Annotated in this window: 20 protein-coding genes and 1 tRNA gene; 10 read left to right on the forward strand and 11 right to left on the reverse strand. The window is 36.9% G+C overall.

Annotated elements, in window-relative coordinates:
* Positions 1 to 7 precede the first annotated feature (7 nt).
* The 6 genes from glmM (at position 8) to B096_RS0105950 (ending at position 5,505) form a co-directional block, all read left to right on the forward strand.
* Positions 8 to 1,330 (forward strand): phosphoglucosamine mutase, encoded by a 1,323-nt coding sequence (gene glmM, locus B096_RS0105925; protein ID WP_018579839.1) that lies wholly within the window; start codon positions 8 to 10, stop codon positions 1,328 to 1,330.
* Positions 1,331 to 1,340: 10 nt separating this feature from the next.
* Complete coding sequence (locus tag B096_RS0105930; protein WP_018579840.1) at positions 1,341 to 1,997, forward strand: response regulator transcription factor; 657 nt, start codon at positions 1,341 to 1,343, stop codon at positions 1,995 to 1,997.
* On the forward strand, positions 1,994 to 3,328 hold the full coding sequence (locus tag B096_RS0105935) for a sensor histidine kinase (RefSeq protein WP_018579841.1): 1,335 nt from the start codon (positions 1,994 to 1,996) through the stop codon (positions 3,326 to 3,328). Before B096_RS0105930 ends, B096_RS0105935 begins: the two co-directional genes overlap by 4 nt.
* Complete coding sequence (locus B096_RS0105940; RefSeq protein ID WP_018579842.1) at positions 3,329 to 4,054, forward strand: NYN domain-containing protein; 726 nt, start codon at positions 3,329 to 3,331, stop codon at positions 4,052 to 4,054.
* Between the two features lie 29 nt (positions 4,055 to 4,083).
* Positions 4,084 to 4,647 (forward strand): Maf family protein, encoded by a 564-nt coding sequence (locus tag B096_RS0105945; RefSeq protein ID WP_018579843.1) that lies wholly within the window; start codon positions 4,084 to 4,086, stop codon positions 4,645 to 4,647.
* Positions 4,648 to 4,908: 261 nt separating this feature from the next.
* On the forward strand, positions 4,909 to 5,505 hold the full coding sequence (locus B096_RS0105950) for a GNAT family N-acetyltransferase (protein WP_018579844.1): 597 nt from the start codon (positions 4,909 to 4,911) through the stop codon (positions 5,503 to 5,505).
* Between the two features lie 27 nt (positions 5,506 to 5,532).
* Here B096_RS0105950 and B096_RS0105955 read toward each other — a convergent pair whose 3' ends face one another.
* The 6 genes from B096_RS0105955 to B096_RS0105980 form a co-directional block, all read right to left on the reverse strand.
* The gene (locus tag B096_RS0105955; RefSeq protein ID WP_018579845.1) at positions 5,533 to 6,147 is read right to left on the reverse strand and encodes an ECF transporter S component; all 615 of its coding nucleotides are present in this window, start codon (positions 6,145 to 6,147) and stop codon (positions 5,533 to 5,535) included.
* The gene (locus B096_RS0105960) at positions 6,137 to 6,892 is read right to left on the reverse strand and encodes a type III pantothenate kinase (protein WP_018579846.1); all 756 of its coding nucleotides are present in this window, start codon (positions 6,890 to 6,892) and stop codon (positions 6,137 to 6,139) included. The genes B096_RS0105955 and B096_RS0105960 overlap by 11 nt, the downstream gene beginning before the upstream one ends.
* A complete protein-coding gene (locus B096_RS0105965; protein WP_018579847.1) occupies positions 6,889 to 7,437 on the reverse strand; it encodes a phosphopantothenoylcysteine decarboxylase in 549 nt (182 codons plus the stop codon). The genes B096_RS0105960 and B096_RS0105965 overlap by 4 nt, the downstream gene beginning before the upstream one ends.
* Complete coding sequence (locus B096_RS0105970) at positions 7,434 to 8,192, reverse strand: phosphopantothenoylcysteine decarboxylase domain-containing protein (protein WP_018579848.1); 759 nt, start codon at positions 8,190 to 8,192, stop codon at positions 7,434 to 7,436. Before B096_RS0105970 ends, B096_RS0105965 begins: the two co-directional genes overlap by 4 nt.
* Entirely contained in the window at positions 8,176 to 8,796 is a 621-nt protein-coding gene (locus tag B096_RS0105975; protein WP_018579849.1) for a TetR/AcrR family transcriptional regulator, read from the reverse strand. The genes B096_RS0105970 and B096_RS0105975 overlap by 17 nt, the downstream gene beginning before the upstream one ends.
* Before the next feature lie 101 nt (positions 8,797 to 8,897).
* Positions 8,898 to 9,377, reverse strand: a complete 480-nt coding sequence (locus B096_RS0105980) for a GNAT family N-acetyltransferase (protein ID WP_018579850.1) — start codon at positions 9,375 to 9,377, stop codon at positions 8,898 to 8,900.
* 138 nt (positions 9,378 to 9,515) lie between these two features.
* On the opposite strand from B096_RS0105980, the gene B096_RS0105985 reads away from it, so the two are divergent.
* Positions 9,516 to 10,079, forward strand: a complete 564-nt coding sequence (locus tag B096_RS0105985; protein WP_018579851.1) for an Imm64 family immunity protein — start codon at positions 9,516 to 9,518, stop codon at positions 10,077 to 10,079.
* Between the two features lie 118 nt (positions 10,080 to 10,197).
* Positions 10,198 to 10,767, forward strand: a complete 570-nt coding sequence (locus B096_RS0105990) for an Rv1352/Rv1906c domain-containing protein (RefSeq protein ID WP_018579852.1) — start codon at positions 10,198 to 10,200, stop codon at positions 10,765 to 10,767.
* A 275-nt stretch (positions 10,768 to 11,042) separates the two neighbouring features.
* On the opposite strand, the gene B096_RS0105995 is transcribed toward B096_RS0105990, so the two are convergent.
* Positions 11,043 to 11,116 (reverse strand) — tRNA-Thr (locus tag B096_RS0105995).
* 183 nt (positions 11,117 to 11,299) lie between these two features.
* On the opposite strand from B096_RS0105995, the gene B096_RS0106000 reads away from it, so the two are divergent.
* Positions 11,300 to 12,205, forward strand: a complete 906-nt coding sequence (locus tag B096_RS0106000) for a nucleotidyltransferase family protein (RefSeq protein ID WP_018579853.1) — start codon at positions 11,300 to 11,302, stop codon at positions 12,203 to 12,205.
* Positions 12,206 to 12,320: 115 nt separating this feature from the next.
* A complete protein-coding gene (locus B096_RS0106005; RefSeq protein ID WP_018579854.1) occupies positions 12,321 to 13,049 on the forward strand; it encodes a DUF695 domain-containing protein in 729 nt (242 codons plus the stop codon).
* A gap of 86 nt (positions 13,050 to 13,135) precedes the next feature.
* On the opposite strand, the gene B096_RS0106010 is transcribed toward B096_RS0106005, so the two are convergent.
* Genes B096_RS0106010 through B096_RS0106025 form a run of 4 tightly spaced genes read right to left on the reverse strand, consistent with a single transcriptional unit; the run spans position 13,136 to position 17,210 of the window.
* Positions 13,136 to 14,482: a PTS galactitol transporter subunit IIC gene (locus B096_RS0106010; RefSeq protein ID WP_018579855.1), complete on the reverse strand. Its 1,347-nt coding sequence runs from the start codon at positions 14,480 to 14,482 to the stop codon at positions 13,136 to 13,138.
* A 2-nt stretch (positions 14,483 to 14,484) separates the two neighbouring features.
* Positions 14,485 to 14,931, reverse strand: coding sequence for a PTS sugar transporter subunit IIA (locus B096_RS0106015; RefSeq protein ID WP_018579856.1), 447 nt, complete (start codon positions 14,929 to 14,931; stop codon positions 14,485 to 14,487).
* Positions 14,932 to 14,948: 17 nt separating this feature from the next.
* On the reverse strand, positions 14,949 to 15,233 hold the full coding sequence (locus B096_RS0106020; RefSeq protein ID WP_018579857.1) for a PTS sugar transporter subunit IIB: 285 nt from the start codon (positions 15,231 to 15,233) through the stop codon (positions 14,949 to 14,951).
* Between the two features lie 12 nt (positions 15,234 to 15,245).
* Positions 15,246 to 17,210: a BglG family transcription antiterminator gene (locus B096_RS0106025; protein WP_244264576.1), complete on the reverse strand. Its 1,965-nt coding sequence runs from the start codon at positions 17,208 to 17,210 to the stop codon at positions 15,246 to 15,248.
* Positions 17,211 to 17,237: the final 27 nt, after the last annotated feature.

Here is a 17,237-nt window from a genome sequence, read left to right on the forward strand (position 1 = left end):
AGTATTTATGGGTAAGTATTTTGGAACAGACGGCCTTCGTGGCAAAGCGAACGATGAACTCAGTTTAGACATTGCAATCAAAGTTGGACAGTACTTAGGCTACTCATTTAAAGGTGAGAAGCTTGTAGTAGGGCAAGATACAAGATTGTCATCCTCGATGTTTGCAAGTGCGATAGCAGCAGGTGCGACATCTATGGGAGCTGATGTGTATCTCCTCGGTGTTTGTGCCACTCCGGCACTTGCATTTGCAGTGAAAAATGAAGGCTTCAGCGGAGGAGTTATGATTTCTGCAAGCCACAATCCTTACTATGACAATGGTTTAAAATGTTTTGCATCAACAGGAATGAAAATTTCTGCAGATTTAGAACAAAAAATTGAAGCCTACATCGATGGTGAAATTACCATTGATGTCGCTTCAAGTAATGAAATTGGAAATGTGGTGGCTTTTCCACAAGGATTAGAAACATATATCCAATACCTTGAATCCCTTATTGATGTACGCTTTGATGGATTGAACATCGTCCTCGACACGGCAAATGGCTCGGCTGTTTCTTCTGCAGAGCGACTCTTTAAGGATTTGGGCGCGAATGTTACTGTAATGAATAATAAACCTGATGGTATTAACATCAATACTGAATGCGGCTCAACACACCCAGAAGCCTTACAAGCTAAAGTTGTGGAGCTCAAAGCGGATATGGGATTCGCATTCGATGGGGATGCTGACCGTTGTCTAGCGGTAAACCATAAAGGCGAAATGGTAGATGGGGATGAAATCTTGTATATCTTAGGTGGATTCTTAAAAGCTAAGAATGAACTAAAAGAAGATACAATCGTCTCAACCGTAATGGCAAATTTAGGATTCCTTAAATCTTGTCATAAAGCGGGTCTAAATGTTATTACAACAGACGTTGGAGATAAACATGTTTACGCTTCAATGAATGATAATGACTACAAGCTAGGTGGAGAACAATCAGGCCACATTATTCTTAAAGATTATGCAACAACAGGTGATGGTGTTCTGACTGCACTTGTAATTGCGGAAGTTGCTTCAAAAGCTGGAAAAACATTAGCAGAACTTGGTTCGGAATGCATACGCTTCCCACAACTACTTAAAAATGTTCGTGTTAATGATAAGCAAGCTGTTATGGATCACGCGTCTGTAAAAGAAGCTGAGGCTCGCATTCATCTTGAACTTGGTGAAGAAGGTCGCTTACTTTTAAGACCGTCTGGAACAGAACCGCTTGTCCGCGTCATGGTTGAAGCACAAACAGATGATTTGTGTGAACGCTATGTCAATGATATGATTAATGTAATCAATAACATTGAGTAAGGGTGATAATATGAAATATGTGATCAGTATTGTAGAAGATGAAAAAGATTTAAATGAACTTGTTAAGAGTTATTTAGAAAACGCTGGTTATGAAGTCCGCTCTTATTACACATATGATGAAGCAAATGCCCATGTCCAAGATGATGATGTTCATCTTTGGATTTTGGACATTATGCTTGATGATAAGAGTGGTTTTGACTTGATAGAACGAATAAAAATGCACTCACCATCGACACCTGTAATCTTTATGTCAGCTCGTGATAAAGAGTTTGATCGAATTATTGGGCTTGAAAAAGGGAGTGATGACTATATCACAAAACCTTTCTCACCGAAAGAACTTGTATTACGCGTAAATAATATTATTAAGCGTTCATATAACCAAGACCTTCAAACAGAAGTTGATGGCTATGTGATTGACGAAAAACAGCGTAAAGCAAGCAAAGATGGTTATGAGTTAGAACTTACAACAAAAGAATTTGATTTACTTATGCTTTTTGTGAAAAATAGGGGCGTAGCCTTCACTCGCGAACAAATACTTGTTCATGTTTGGGAAACAAATTATTTTGGGTCTGATCGTGTCGTAGATGACACCTTGAGACGTCTTCGAAAAAAAATGCCTGGTCTTAATATACAAACAATATACGGATTCGGATATCGTCTTGGATGATGAAGAATATTCGGGAGTTTATTAGAAAGCTATCGTTAACACAACAATTAATTGCAATTGTTGTTTTTACCTTTGCTTTCTTTTTAGTATTCTTTTTTGGAGCGTTATCGTTAAACATTGATAAATTTGTAGACAAGCAAATGTATGATTTGATTCATCGTACGCAACAAAATGTTATTTATAACTATAAACGTGGTTTAGATGACGTTGACCTTTATGGGGCTAATGATCCGAATATTATCCATGTTATTCGGAATAAGGACGGTAGCATCAAATCAAATGGTTTAAGTTTAATCAATGTTGATTTACTTAAACAAGTTAAAATCCAGATGGATGCAGTAGAACTCGAACAAAGCATTAATTACCGATTTAAAGATAGTAGTCTTTATACGATTACTAATATACCGGATAAACAAGCAAGCATCGCAACCTTAATTTCAAGGAATTATCAAAATGAATTTAAATCATTATTATTAAATAATGTCATCAATATGATTTTGATTATTATTGGTGTGGTTTTCTTACTATTGCTTGTTTGGGTCAGCTACATTATCCATCCTTTGAATCAAATAAGAGCGTATATTGAAAAAATTAAGCGTAACGAAGATGCAGAACTGAATATTGAGCGTCATGATGAAATTGGAGAATTGGCCGACGTTCTTGTGGAAATGAATGAAGAACTTAAACGACAAGAGCTTGTCAAAGAAGAAATGATTCAAAATATTTCGCACGACCTTAAAACTCCGATTGCGACGATCAAATCGTATAGTGAAGCAATCAAAGATGGAGTCTATCCGTATGAAACGCTTGAAAAATCGGTGGATGTGATTATCCAACATGCTGATCGACTTGAGAAAAAAGTATACAATTTATTAATGCTAAACCGGATGGATTACATGACTCATGAACAAATTGATAAGAACAGTAAGATTGAGTTAAGAGAAACCATTGAAGCCGTTATTGTGTCTTCCAGCCAAATCAAACCAGAAATAGAATTAGTATTGAATGCTGATGAGCAAAACATCTTCTTTGGAACAGAGGAACCATGGCGTGTTGTTGTGGAAAACCTCTTGGATAATGCATTAAGGTATGCTAAAACCGAAATTGTGATCACGCTTAAAGATAATTATCTATCTGTTTATAACGATGGATCTACGATAAATGAAGATCGAACGGAACAAATCTTTAATGCGTATGAGAAGGGTGAAGGCGGTCAATTTGGCCTTGGATTATCCATTGTAAATAAAGTAGCAACAAATTATGGTTATACCGTAAGTGCCTCAAACGTAAATGAAGGCGTAATTTTTGAAATTAGAAAGGTAGGAAATTAAATGAAACAAAAAATGGATTCACGTATAGCAGTATTAATTGATGCGGAGAATGTACCCTATGCGAACATAGGAGGTGTATTACGCGAAGTAGCGCGATATGGAACACCGACTGTTAAACGTATCTATGGAGACTGGACAAAACAAACAGCATCAGGATGGAAGAGTCATTTATTAGAACATGCAATCACTCCAATCCAACAGTATTCGTATACAACAGGGAAAAATTCATCCGATTCCGCAATGATTATTGATGCAATGGATATTTTATACGAAGGAAATGTCGAATCATTCTGTATAGTGTCATCGGACAGCGATTTTACACGACTTGCAGTCCGTTTAAGAGAAGCGGGCAAGTATGTCATCGGTATTGGTGAACAAAAGACACCAAGTGCCTTTATCGCATCCTGTGATAAGTTTATTTATATCGAAATTATCGATCTTGTTGAAACGGAAAGTGTTGATTCAAAAACAAAACTTTCTGCAGACAAGAAAAATAAACTGAATCAGCTCATTGCTGCATCCGTTAATGATCTTGCAGACGATAATGGGTATGTATTTATGGGAGACTTAGGAAACCTTATTATGAAAAAACAACCGGATTTTGATCCGCGTAATTATGGCTATTATCAATTGACACCACTCATTAAAGCACTTGGTAGTTTTGATATTGATGAACGACGGATACCAAATAGTAATGTTAAACATGTGTACATCCGAAACAAATAGTTTATAATATAAGTGAAAAGAGGATTTGTATGCATAAGAAATTAGTTTTAGCGAGTCAATCACCAAGAAGAAGAGAATTAGTAACGAAACTTGGCGTGGCTTTTAATGTTGTTTCTCCAAACAGTGATGAGACCCTTGATTCATCACTAACAGTGGAAGAGCAAATTGAAAGAATATCTGAAGAAAAAGCATTAAGTGTTTTTGACAACTATCAAGATTGTGTTGTACTGGGTTCGGATACCGTGGTTGTGTTCAACGGTGAAGTTCTCGGGAAACCCAAAAACGAAAAAGAAGCAAAAGAAACATTAATGAAATTGTCTGGATCTAAGCATGATGTCATTACTGGTGTATGTCTTGTTTCATCAGAATGTAAACGTGTATTTTCAGTTAAAACTGAAGTTGAATTCTTTGAACTAACAGAAGCGGAAATCGATGCTTATGTTGCAACTAAAGAACCTTTAGATAAAGCTGGAAGTTATAGTATTCAAGGTTTCGGTTCTGTATTTGTGAAGGGGATTGTGGGAGATTTCTACTCAGTCATGGGACTTCCAATTTCTCAAGTAAATCAAGAATTGATTCATAATCAATGGTAAAAAACGAAGAAATTCGTTTTTTTTTGTTGTTTTATAGCAATAATAAAAGGTTTTATTCCAAATTTAACCTAAATTTCAACAAGTTAAGGTATTGTAATGGTGTAATAACTATTGATAGCGAGACTATCATGCCTTTCAATTGAAGTAATAAGAGGTGCGTGGGGCATCTTTTATTAAAAAAAACTAACGTTGGGAAAGCGTTATTTTTTTTTAGGTGTGTTGCAAAATATAACCAATGTGGCATGATATAGATACGAATAAATGAAAGTAGAAGGTGTTATTGTGGATTACGAAATCAAAGAAATAGATTATGAGGCATTCATCCCCATCTACAACAATTTTATGATTAATGATTTTCCAGACGATGAATTGAGATCGTTACATAGCATTAAACGTATGTTTCGTGATGGACGATATTCTGTTCTGGTCATGGTTGAAAAAGACGTCTTGTTAGCATATGCTAACTTTATTACAGATGAAGAAGGTCGTGTTGCCTTGCTGGATTATTATGCAGTAACTGAAGCCAGACGTGGACAAGGGATTGGAACGTTGTTTCTTCAAAAAATTAGAGAGACCTTGGATGTTGATGGTTTGCTAATTGAAAGTGAGAGACCCGATAAAGCAGAAACAGAAGAAGATCGGATTGTACGTACTAAGCGTATCGGTTTCTACGAACAAAATGACTCGATTGTAACGGATTATACATGGGAAGCCTATGGCGTTATTTATAACTTATTGTATTTGCCAATCGGAAAAGATGTCGAACATGTTGATGTAGGATTTAAAATCAAAGAAATGTATGGTTTTACACTACCGAAGATGCTCCTAGACAAATATACCAAACTCTACATTGACTAAAAAATCTCGTTTTAAACGAGATTTTTTTTATGATCGTTTTACTTTAAGAAGCGCCCTTGTCAAAGGAACGGTGATAATGGTTGATACAATTGCTTCGGGAATACCGTTGACGACAATGACGCTCAGAATTGCTTTGGTCACTGCAACGCTCTCAATTCCACGTGCAACGCCATAGGCATCTTTGAAGAGGAGGGTAATGAGCCCCATCACGAGCAAGGTATTGGTCATTGATCCGACAAACCCTGCAACGCCAAAACGAAACGTGTCATTTTTGATAAGTTTACTTTCGACAATATAGTAGGGAACAATTCCCACGATGATACGGGGCACCAACGCAATAACAAGTGCGAGCGGGCTTCCCGATGTCGTTCCAATAACTGGTACTAAAGGTGAAAAAGCAAAAGAAAGCAATGAAGGACTCATTGTATTATTAATGATAGAATTGATGCCAAAGATTAAACCCAAACCAGCTCCCGCTAACGGTCCAAGTAAAATCGAACCGATAATAACTGGTATATGGACAATTGTTGCCTTAATGAACCCTAAATGAATAAATCCTAAAGGTGTCATGGACAGTAGAACAATAATAGAAGCAAAGAGCGTAAATAATGTATAATTTAAAGTTTTTTTATTAGTTTTCATATTGGTTTCCTTTTTGGTCCCACCATGTCAGAAGACCTTGTAGTAATAAGTCGGGTTCAAAATTCCAATATCCATCACATAAAGGAAGAATTGCTTTGGAATTTCCTCCTGTAACAACATAAGTTAACTCGGGATAATCGTGTTCAATTAAGATGCGATAGTTTTTCAAGATTGCAGCCGTGCCAAATAAAGCACCCGATAAAATACTTTGCTCTGTATTAAGTCCTAAATAATGTGGTGTGTCATTAAGGTTGATTGTTGGTAAGAGTCCGGTCTTCTCTCCGAGAACACTTAGACCCAATCGTACTCCTGGCATAATTGCGCCACCTTTGAATTGATTGTTAGAGAGCACATTAACGGTTGTAGCGGTCCCTAAGTCGAATACCGCAATATTGGGTCCGTAGAGTTCTTTTGCCCCGTATAATGCGATTATGCGGTCCATACCGAGTTTCTCAAGCGGATAAAGTGATAAATCTAATGAAAAATCATCGTGATGATTTAAAATCTTGGATTTAATTCCGAAAATCGAGTCCATCGCGGACTTAACCAGATCAACTTTATCGGGCCTAACAGATGCAATAACACAATGATCGATTTTCAAATGTGTATTTTGGTCTTTAAAGAATCTAATAAACGACTCTCTTGTTAAATAGGCATGTGTCGGAATGGTGAATTGATCCTCCAATTGTTGGCCTCCAAAACCAAAAGCGGTATTTGTATTTCCTATATTGATTACACATATCATGCGGAGACTCCTTCAAGCAGGTTTGAAACATAATCGACAATATCTTCGACTTGAGCCAAAGCGCCTTTACCTAAATCACCACATGCGAGCAATGCACTCCGAGGTTCGATTTCCATCCATCCTCGTTGTTTCAAACAAGCAAGATTTGCTTGCGTTGCTTCATTCTCATACATGTATGTATTCATAGCGGGTGCGATAATGCGGGGAATGTCATGGACGGCTAGTGTTGTGGTTGATACCATGTCGTCTGCAATGCCATGGGCAATTTTCGCAATAATATTTGCCGTTGCAGGTGCAATGAGTAATAAATCTGCAGACTTGACTAAATCGATGTGCATTATTTTTTGTGGGTTTTCTTCCTGGAGGATATCGGTATGAACAGCATTTTTAGTCAGTGATTGTAAGGTCAGAGGGGTGATAAACGCTTGTGAAGCAGATGTCATTAAAACATGGACATCATATCCTCGCTTCGTGAGTTCGTTTGCAAGATCTGCTGATTTATAGGCAGAGATACTTCCACTAACGCCTAATAGGATTGTTTTCATAAGGACTCCTTACTGTTTTTGTAAAGTGTTTGCACGAGGGCTGTTGCAATTCCCTCTTTTGAATGAGCTTGATGAATCATGCCCGTTCGATCAATAAAGTACGCAATGTGTTCGTTGTGGTGAATATCTTCAAGGCGATTCGCAATAACGAGATCACTTCCTGCCTTATCTATTTGCGCAAATGCAGCTTCTTTTAAAGATTCTAATGTTGTATTCGATAACAATTTAAACCCAACGAGGTATAGCTGTGGCTGTTTTACCTTTAGTTGGTTAATCAGTTTGGGTGTTTGTTTAAGGGTCAACACTAAGTTTTTATTTGAAGAGGTTAACTTACCATTAACGGCTTCATTTGAAGCGGTCAATGCTTGGCGAATCATCTCAGGGGATGCATCGGGATGCTTTTGCATCAAGGCATAGACGTGTTTTGTCATAGTGTCAATCGATGTAATGGTATCAACTTCATAATCACTTATTGCCATAGCATGAATCATGACATCAAATTGAACCGTATCAAACAATTCATTTAACACGGTTGATACCGATGCAACAGTATCAACTTCAAATTGACGACATGCATGAGTAGGAAGTTGCGCACCACGAGCATATACATAATAAACCGTTGCGCCTGATTCGATAAAGGCATCCGCAATTTTACTTCCGAGTTTTCCCGTAGAAGTATTTGTAATCCGCCGGACTGTATCAATGGGTTCCGAAGTTCCACCAGAAGTAATACAGACATTAAATATTTTTTTCATTTGAGACATCCTTTGCTAGAATCATTGAACGTAATTGATGAAATTGATCATCTACATTTGATTCGGTAAGTCCCCCCAAGAGTGAATAAACACTCAGTCCTTCAATCATAAACATCATGTGGTCTCTCAAGATGTCTAAATCTTGATTAACAACATACTCTTGCTTTACCCCCAAGGTCAACATTTCCTCTAGGGTTTTGCGAATATTATCAACTTGTGCTTCACGGAAAGCAAAGTCTGCTTCTGATTTATGGGTGAAATGATATTCATACATAGCACGTAACAAGCTTTCATTCATATTAAGCAGCCGTTGTTTTTGCGTCAAAAAATATGCATCAAGGAGTTCAAGAAAATCGATGTTTTGATGAACCGAATCGCGAATCCCTTCGAATTTACGACGTTCTCTTGATAATACGACATCTTTAAATATTTCTTCCACCGAGCTGAAGTATAAGTAAATGCCACCTCGACTAATTCCGCATTCCTCAATAATGTCTTTCATTGTAACTCCGGCATAGCCTTTACGACAAAACACAAGGCGTGCCTTCTCTAATATGAGTTCATACTTTGCTTTTCGCATAGCTTCATTGGTTACACGAGTCATATTTCACCTCACTTAATGACATACATGTCATTTTTCTAAATGTATTCTATGACACTGGTGTCAGTAAGTCAATAGAAAATAAAAAAAAGCCATTAAGATGGCTAAGTTTCACAGCATAAAGTAATTATTTGGTCGGCTTCATCGATAACTTTAAATCCAAGATTTTGGAATAGCCGCAATGAATACGTATTATGATTTCGTACCTGAGCATACACTTTATCAATACCTAAGACTGTTGCTCTAAAGAGTATTCCTTCAACGGATCGAGTGCCAATATGTTGATTCTGGTATTTTGGATCAACAATAATTTTAATCTGGTTATTGAGCAGAGCAATTGTGCCACACTGATTAAACTCATCACCATTAAGGATTTCAATATAATAAAGTTCGCCGTTTTCTGATAAATCAGTATAGTAAGCATCGACCTCCTGGTCCGAGAAAATCATGCGGTCACCGCGGAGTGCGAACATTAAATCTTCATTCTCCATCCATGAGCGTGCGTCTTCGGATAATACATCAAATTTCACCAGGTGTAACGTCTCCGTTAAATGTATAAAAGCTGGTTGATTTTTTATATTCATATTTCCCCTCCTTTATCTAAGTTTATCATGAGACTTTACCGGTATCAGTGAATGTTTATAGAAAATTAAGATAGTGCTCTTCTTTACATCAACTGATACTTATTGTATATTGGTTTTACTTTAAAGGAGGAGGATACGATGAATACGATGATAGGACTTGGTATTGTACTTGAAACCTCAGATAAAACAATTGAACAAATTGAGAACATCATGGATCTTGTCGATAGCTACAAAACAAAAATGGAAATAACACATCCCAAAGATGGTGACTACCATGATTGGGTGACAGAAGAAGTTGATGGGAACATTTATAATACTATTGAAAAACTTGCATATCGCACCTCATTTGCAGATTTAGAATTTACACATGATGGAAAAACGATTGAAGCACGCATGAGTATCACGAATGAAACGGATGCTCTTGTTGTAAAATTTGATATCGTAGAAGAACACCTTATTACGGAAAAAAACACCGAGAGTTTGGAAGCCGCAACACAATTGATGACTCAAATTTTTGATGCAATTGATCGAAATGTCGACTATGAATATCTGTTCTGTGATAACGAAGCAGAATATCTTTATTCAAAAAACCGCCTTATAGAGGTTGGCCATCAACCTTATGCGATTTTTAAAATGAATGATCGAAATACAGTATATGCCGATTGGTATCTCGATGGATTTACCTTAAGGGGTTCACATTAAAGATAGAAATGACTCACTTGATTGTGAGTCATTTTTATTTACAAGTAAATGGACAAGAAAAGGGGAGAATTTAGAGACGAAAAGAAGTATGCTTAGAACTGTTTGGAAGGAGATGTTCATGAAAGAGAATAAAAAAATAAAGAAAAGAATCATTCTCAGTCTTTTTGTCTTGCTTGTTGCATGCGCATGTCTATATTACTTAAAAACATTTGAACAAGCACCCCTACCTGATGACCAACCACTAGAGGCTGGGAGCTATATTGTAGGAAAAGACTTAGAAGCTGGAGAGTACATTCTTTTTACAGATACGGAAGGTTATTTTGAAATTCGTGCGGAGCAATCGAATCGAATTCGAAGCAACGATAATTTTAGAGGTAATTCAATCGTAACCGTTCATGAAAATGAAACAATTGATCTATCGAAAGCCATACTTTACCCGTATGCGGAAGCTCCTGAAATTAAAACGGATGCAGACGGCATGTATAAGATCGGTGAGCATCTTGATGCCGGTACCTATAAAATTAAAACCGATTTAAGTGGTTATTATGAAATCAGTAGTTCATCAGAACATGCGATTGATGACGTTATTGAAAACAACAATTTCACGGATACATACACAATACATGTTAAAGAGGGGGAATATCTTAAGCTTAACGGTGCCTATTTTGTCACCAAAGTACAATCGTAGCTTAGGATATCTTGCTTATTTTTAATACTGAATATAGATTGTCTAAAACCATGCGTTATTTTAACACATGGTTTTTTTTACCTGTCTGCATGCAAATAATCATCCAAAGAAAAGACAGATTAACATAACAAGATTTAAAAGTTGCGGACAGTTAATTAACGCAAGTATTGACTTTACGCTGATTTGTGAACCCCAAAGCAACTCAGATAGTCTAAAAACAAACGAATTATAATTGGACATAAAAAAACCCACATTGATGTGGGATAATTTTTATATGGTGCCGCCACCGAGAATCGAACTCGGAACTGAGCATTACCATTGCTCTATTTTACCATTGAACTATGGCGGCGTTGCATTACTATAATACTCAATGTTAAACAAAAAATCAAATACTATTTTAAAGAAACCGAGTAGAAGTAAAATTTAGTTAAGTTTCTTGCTTATTTAGTAATGGTTTACTAATTTTTAGAAGTAACTTTTACTGATGAAAGCGGTATAACTGTGGTACAATGTTAAAAAATAGGAGGTAAGTATGAAGGACTTAACTTTAGTAATATTAGCTGCTGGAATGGGGAGCCGTTACGGTGGATTAAAACAAATCGATAAATTTGGTAAAAATGGAGAGGCAATCATTGATTTTTCAATTTATGATGCAATTCAAGCAGGATTCAAGAAACTTGTATTAATTATTCGTGAGGAACACGAAGCGATTTTTGAGGAAGAACTTGTTGGGAAAATTCGTCCCTTTATTAATGTAGAGTATGCTTTCCAAAGTACCAGTGATGTACCAGAATGGTTTGAAGGTGTTGAAGGTCGTGAAAAACCATGGGGAACAACGCACGCTCTTCTTGCTGCACGTCACCAAGTTGATGGACCCTTTATGATTATTAATGCGGATGACTACTATGGGAAAGCAGCGTTTATTGAGATGGCGCGTTTCTTAAATGAAGAAGTAAAAGATGATCAAGCTGCAATGATGGGATACATTGTGGACAATACGATTACAGATAATGGTACGGTTACGCGTGGTGTTTGCGAAAATGTAAATGGATTCCTAACAGATATTGTTGAAACAGATGGTATCAAACGTACCGACAAAGGGGTTGTTGGTGGACCAGATGAAACATTAATTGCAGATGGAACTCAAGTTTCGATGAACTTTTGGGGCTTTACACCTGCTATCTTTAATTTAATGGAATCAAAATTTGAAACATTCTTAAAAGAAGATGTAGCAAAAAACCCAATGAAATCAGAAGCGCTTTTACCAAATGATGTAGGAGCACTTATTAATGAAGGGAAGCTCTCTGTTAAAATCTTGGACACACCTGATCGTTGGTTTGGTGTAACATATCAGGAAGATAAACCGATGGTTCTTGCGCAATTCGCAAAATTCCAAGAAGATGGAACCTATCCAGAGAAACTTTGGGATAAAAAATAATTCTATTACTCTACGAGAAATCGTAGAGTTTTTTTTATGTGTGATAAAGATTGTGATAAAGTGGTAAAATTGCAAATCCTGTCGTATTATAGATACATAAAGGTAGGTTATAGTTATGGACAGTCAATATGAAGCTAATTTTCAATTTTATCCCGTTACGATGGATGAAAAACCACACAGTGTGCGGGTTGATCTTAACGCACTCGATTTGGAAGCGGAATTCCCGCATTTATACGTCCTGAGAAAGCCATACGCAGCGCGAGACAACGGTTTTCCTTTGGAGACATCATTCAGTGTCATCAATGAGTTTGAAGATGCGGTGGTGAGTTATTTAAGTCATTTTGATATTTATCAAATTGGTGTTATTACCGGAAACGGTGTCTGTGATTATTTCTTTGTATCAAAAACACCTTTCGACTTTGAAAAGCAATTGAGAGAACAATTTCCAGATGAACTCTTTGGTGTCATAGTTCGTGAAAATGATGCATTTGAAATCTATAAAAACGTGTTGTACCCGGATGAATTTGAAGTGAGTGTAATTTATAATCAAAATGTATGTATGAATTTGGAGCATGAAGGTGAGCGTTTTGAAAAAGAACGTGACGTTGACTTCTACATGGTTTTCGAAACAGAAACCCAAGCAGAGCAATTTACACAACATTTTACCGAATTCGCACATACAATTCGGGTTGAACAGCGGGAAGATGAAATGGTACAAGTCCATATGATCGCAAATCTGATTCCTACGTTACCCGTAATGAATGGTATCTCGCAAAGTATTGTGACATTAACCAATCAATATGGTGGGCATTTCGACGGTTGGGGATGTCGCGTAGAAGCATAAAAAAGGATACAATCTGTAAACAACAGATTGTATCCTTTTAATTTTATTTCATAATCCGCTTAAAATGATAAACGATTTAGAATTATTTAAGCTTGGTCTTTAATTACTTGTTCTTTAAGGATGAGTTTACGGTTCCATACCATAAGTACAGCCGAGATTGCTCCTGCAATCGCAACACCGACCCATTTGTATTCAACCAGTTTAACCATCATAAAGGGTAACCATGAACTTCCATAATCAATACTTGAAATCAATGCAGAACCACCAGGGATTGCAAAGTTTGCGGCTTTCGCAGCTTCAGTAAAGATTGGGGCAATATTTGTACCAATTAAAAGACCGATTGATACCGTAAAGATTCCGACGATTAGAGTACGGAAGAAGTCTCCGCCACATAGTGGTGCAATTAATACAAACATAAATGGTAAACCAGCAAGACTTGCGAATGGCAAGAATTGGTTACCTGGAATAATAAATGCAAGGATGATTGTAATCGGAACCATTACAAGAGAAATCGTAAGGGTAACTGGGTTACCAACCCCAACAGCTGAGTCAAGTCCAATTAGAAGATTGGAATTTTCTCCATATTTCTTTTGAATTTTAGCTTGAACGGCTTCACTAATTGGCATAAGACCTTCCATAAGAATTGCGGACATTTTTGGTGTTAGGACAAGAACTGCAGCCATAACGATTGCAAGGTTTGTAATGCCTTTGAAATCATAACCGGCAACAAGACCTAAAAGAATCCCTACCAATGTTCCTAAAATAGCAGGGTCACCAAACATTCCGAATTTCTTTTGGAAAGACTTTTCATCAAGTTTGATTTTATTAACACCTGGAACTTTATCAATAATAGCATTTAAAACATAAGCAATCGGTGCGAATGATGCCGTAAATGCATGGGGAATTGAAATACCGGGTAATCCGAGTTGTTTCTCAACAAGCGGTGCAGTACGGTCTCCAATAACCATAATAATAACCATATTAAATGCAGCCATTAGTAGACTGACAAGCAAATCGTTTGTAATCATAAATACGAGTGAACCTGTAAAGGCAAAGTGCCAGAAGTTCCAAATATCAACGTTGACTGTTTTTGTTGTCTTTGTTGATAACATAATAATGTTAACTAAGATTCCAACAGGAATGATTAATACTCCAACAGCAGATCCAAAGGCAATCGCACTGGCAGCGGGCCATCCCACATCAAGAACCGTAAGATTAAGACCGAAATTCGCAACCATTTGCTTTGCAGCGGGTTCCAAGTTCTTTGTTAACAATTCAATAACAATATTTAACCCAATAAAACCAATACCGACCATTAATCCTGATTTAAACGCCTTACCAAACTTAACACCCAAAGCTAAGGCGAAAAGGGTAAAGATGATTGGCATCATAACAGCAGGACCGAGGTCAACAATAAAATTTAAAATTGACATAATTATGCTACTCCTTTAGCTAAAATATCTAAGATTTCTTTGTTTGTTTTTCCTTGTAATAATTGATTTAAAAAATCATCATCCGCAAAGGTACCCATGAGTTTACTCAAAATTTGAACTTGTTCATCTTTGTTCTTAACAAGTAAGAAGAAAAAGAGTTTAACTTCAAGGTCGTTATCACTCACCATTTCTTTATAAGCAATGGGTTGAGCAACCCGTACAAAAGCAATACCGGGTTTATGGATATATCGTGAATCAACATGAGGAATTGCGACACTGCATACAGGAGCTGCAAGCCCCGTAGGATAGGTTGCCTCTCGTTCTTTTAGCGCGTCTAAGTATGCTTCATTAACATAACCAAGCTCTAAAAGATGATGATTCATTACATTAAAGAGTTCATCTTGTGATGATACTTTTAAATCTAAAAATATTAAATCTTCATTAAACACTGTCTTCACCACGTTTTCTATAAGCCAAGAATTTCGATTACATTATCGATTGTTGCTTGGGCACCCATACCCGTTAAAAGGGATAAACCTGAAACTACAGGGATGCCGTAACCGTCGCCACCTTGCGCAGTTGTTACAATAACATCTTGGTTGGATACGATTGAGGGGAGTTCTGCAAGTGAAGTTTGAATAAATTTAACTTGATCAAGAAGCCCTTTCGCTTCAAGACCTGCCTTAAGTTTTGATGTTGCAACAGTACTCGTTGCGATTCCTGATCCACATGCTACAATAATTGTTTTCATAAAATACCTTTCCTACTCATTAAAGAGTGATTTTATATAAGAAATATTCTTATTTTTAATAATGTTCGACACTTTATATTGATGGTCAATTTCCGTATAGAGTTCAGCAAATAAATCGGAGTAATGCATGCGATGGTCTTGATCGATGAGAATCATGAGAATAAGTTGAACACGATCATACTGCCAAGGGATGGGCTCATCTAAGATGCACACCACAATGGATGGTTGGTATACAGAACCTTCGATATTGTGAGGGATACAAACGAGGTTACCAACTTCAGTTGAACCAAGCGCTTCACGCTCTATAATTGATTCTTGACACGTTTTATCTATGTAACCAAGTGTGAGGGCTTTTTGGCTCATTAACTCAAGCAAAGCTTGAGGCGTTTGCGTATCAGGATTCACTAAAAATAATTTTTCGTCGAATAAATCTGCGACCGAATGGGTATCGGTTGGAACCCCTTTGATATAGCGTTGGATATGGGCAATATCTCGATCGGTAACGATAGCGGATACGACAACGGTCGGAACCCCAAAGTTACGATCAATATGAACTGTAGAAATGAGAAGGTCGACATCATCCATATCCTGTTTATCAAGTTGATAAAGTGCACTTACTTTTTTTATTTCAAGCGCGTCGCCGAATTTAGTTTCGAGTTTTGCTTTCAGCAGCATAGCGGTTCCAACACCCGTAGTGCAAACAACAATTGCGCGTGTTGTTTCACCCTTTTCATCTTGGCGTGCACGTTCACGTGCACCACAGAAATGTAAGGCGAGGAAACCAATCTCATCTAAATTAAATTCCACTGAGCAAGACTTTAAAAAGTGGAATGCAAGAACTTTCGCTATTTGAATTTCAAACGGATAATTTTTTTCAATTTCATCCAGTAATTCATTACGAATTGAAAGTTTAAGTTCGATACGCTTCAAGGCACTTTCCAAATGGGTTAGCAAACCTTCTTTTAAAACTTCATCATGACGGAAATCACTACCATAAATCCTATATATGTCATCTAGAGCTTCATCTAAAATTTGTAAGTTGCGATGTGTATCAGAATTCACATTATCAACATCTGTATGGAGTTTCTTTTGAGAACTGAGGTGAATATAAATATTTACAATTTCACTTGAGGGAATTTTAATCATTAAGGCCTCTTCCAACATTAATGCGAGCGCTTCAGCACATAAATAAGCTTTAGAGTTTGTATTAATCGTGTTGATATTATTACTGGAACCAAGCTTACCTTGTTCAATACGTGTCAAAGCAATCTCAATGTGAATGGATAAATTTTTAAAACCTATGTCTGTCAGATGTAGTTGGTATTTTTGAATGCATGTCACGATAACACGTTCAATAATTTCCATCCGTGGGCTGTTTTGTCCGATGATACGATTCATATCAATGGTTGCCTTTTCCAAGACGAGGTAATCATTAATAAGACGGCGTATGCTGTTTTCATCACCGGCTAAAATAAGCCCGCGTTTATAATCATTCTCAAGATTAATATGATAATCTCTAAGAATGCGTCGGACACTGACCAGATCTCGTTTAAGGGTTGATAAACTTACAAATAAATTATCCGCTAAGGTTTCAAGTGTAAAATGGTTTCCATTTAAGGTTCCATTAGCAATCTTACGAATAATCCATTCAACTCTAGATTGTCTTACATTCGGCAATACGTTATTGTCAAACTCATCATTATAGAAATAAGTTTTCCACATTTCATTTTTTAATGAGTCCTCGATAAGATAACCTTTACCGCGTAACGAGGTGATTGCCATGTTGTTTTCACGAAGGATGGTATCAATTGCTTGAACTTCCCGTTGAACTGTTTTACTTGAAATGTTCAGTTCGGTAGCAATATCATCGCTAGTGATCGCTTCATGGGCGTTGATAATCAACAAAAGAATATTATTCTGTCTTTGTGTTAAATCCATCAAAATCACCTCACAATCATAGTTTACGTTATTATACATAGTGTGCAGTTCGTGTTTGTCCTTTGT

The sequence above is a fragment of the Erysipelothrix tonsillarum DSM 14972 genome (assembly GCF_000373785.1).
Classification (GTDB): domain Bacteria; phylum Bacillota_I; class Bacilli_A; order Erysipelotrichales; family Erysipelotrichaceae; genus Erysipelothrix; species Erysipelothrix tonsillarum.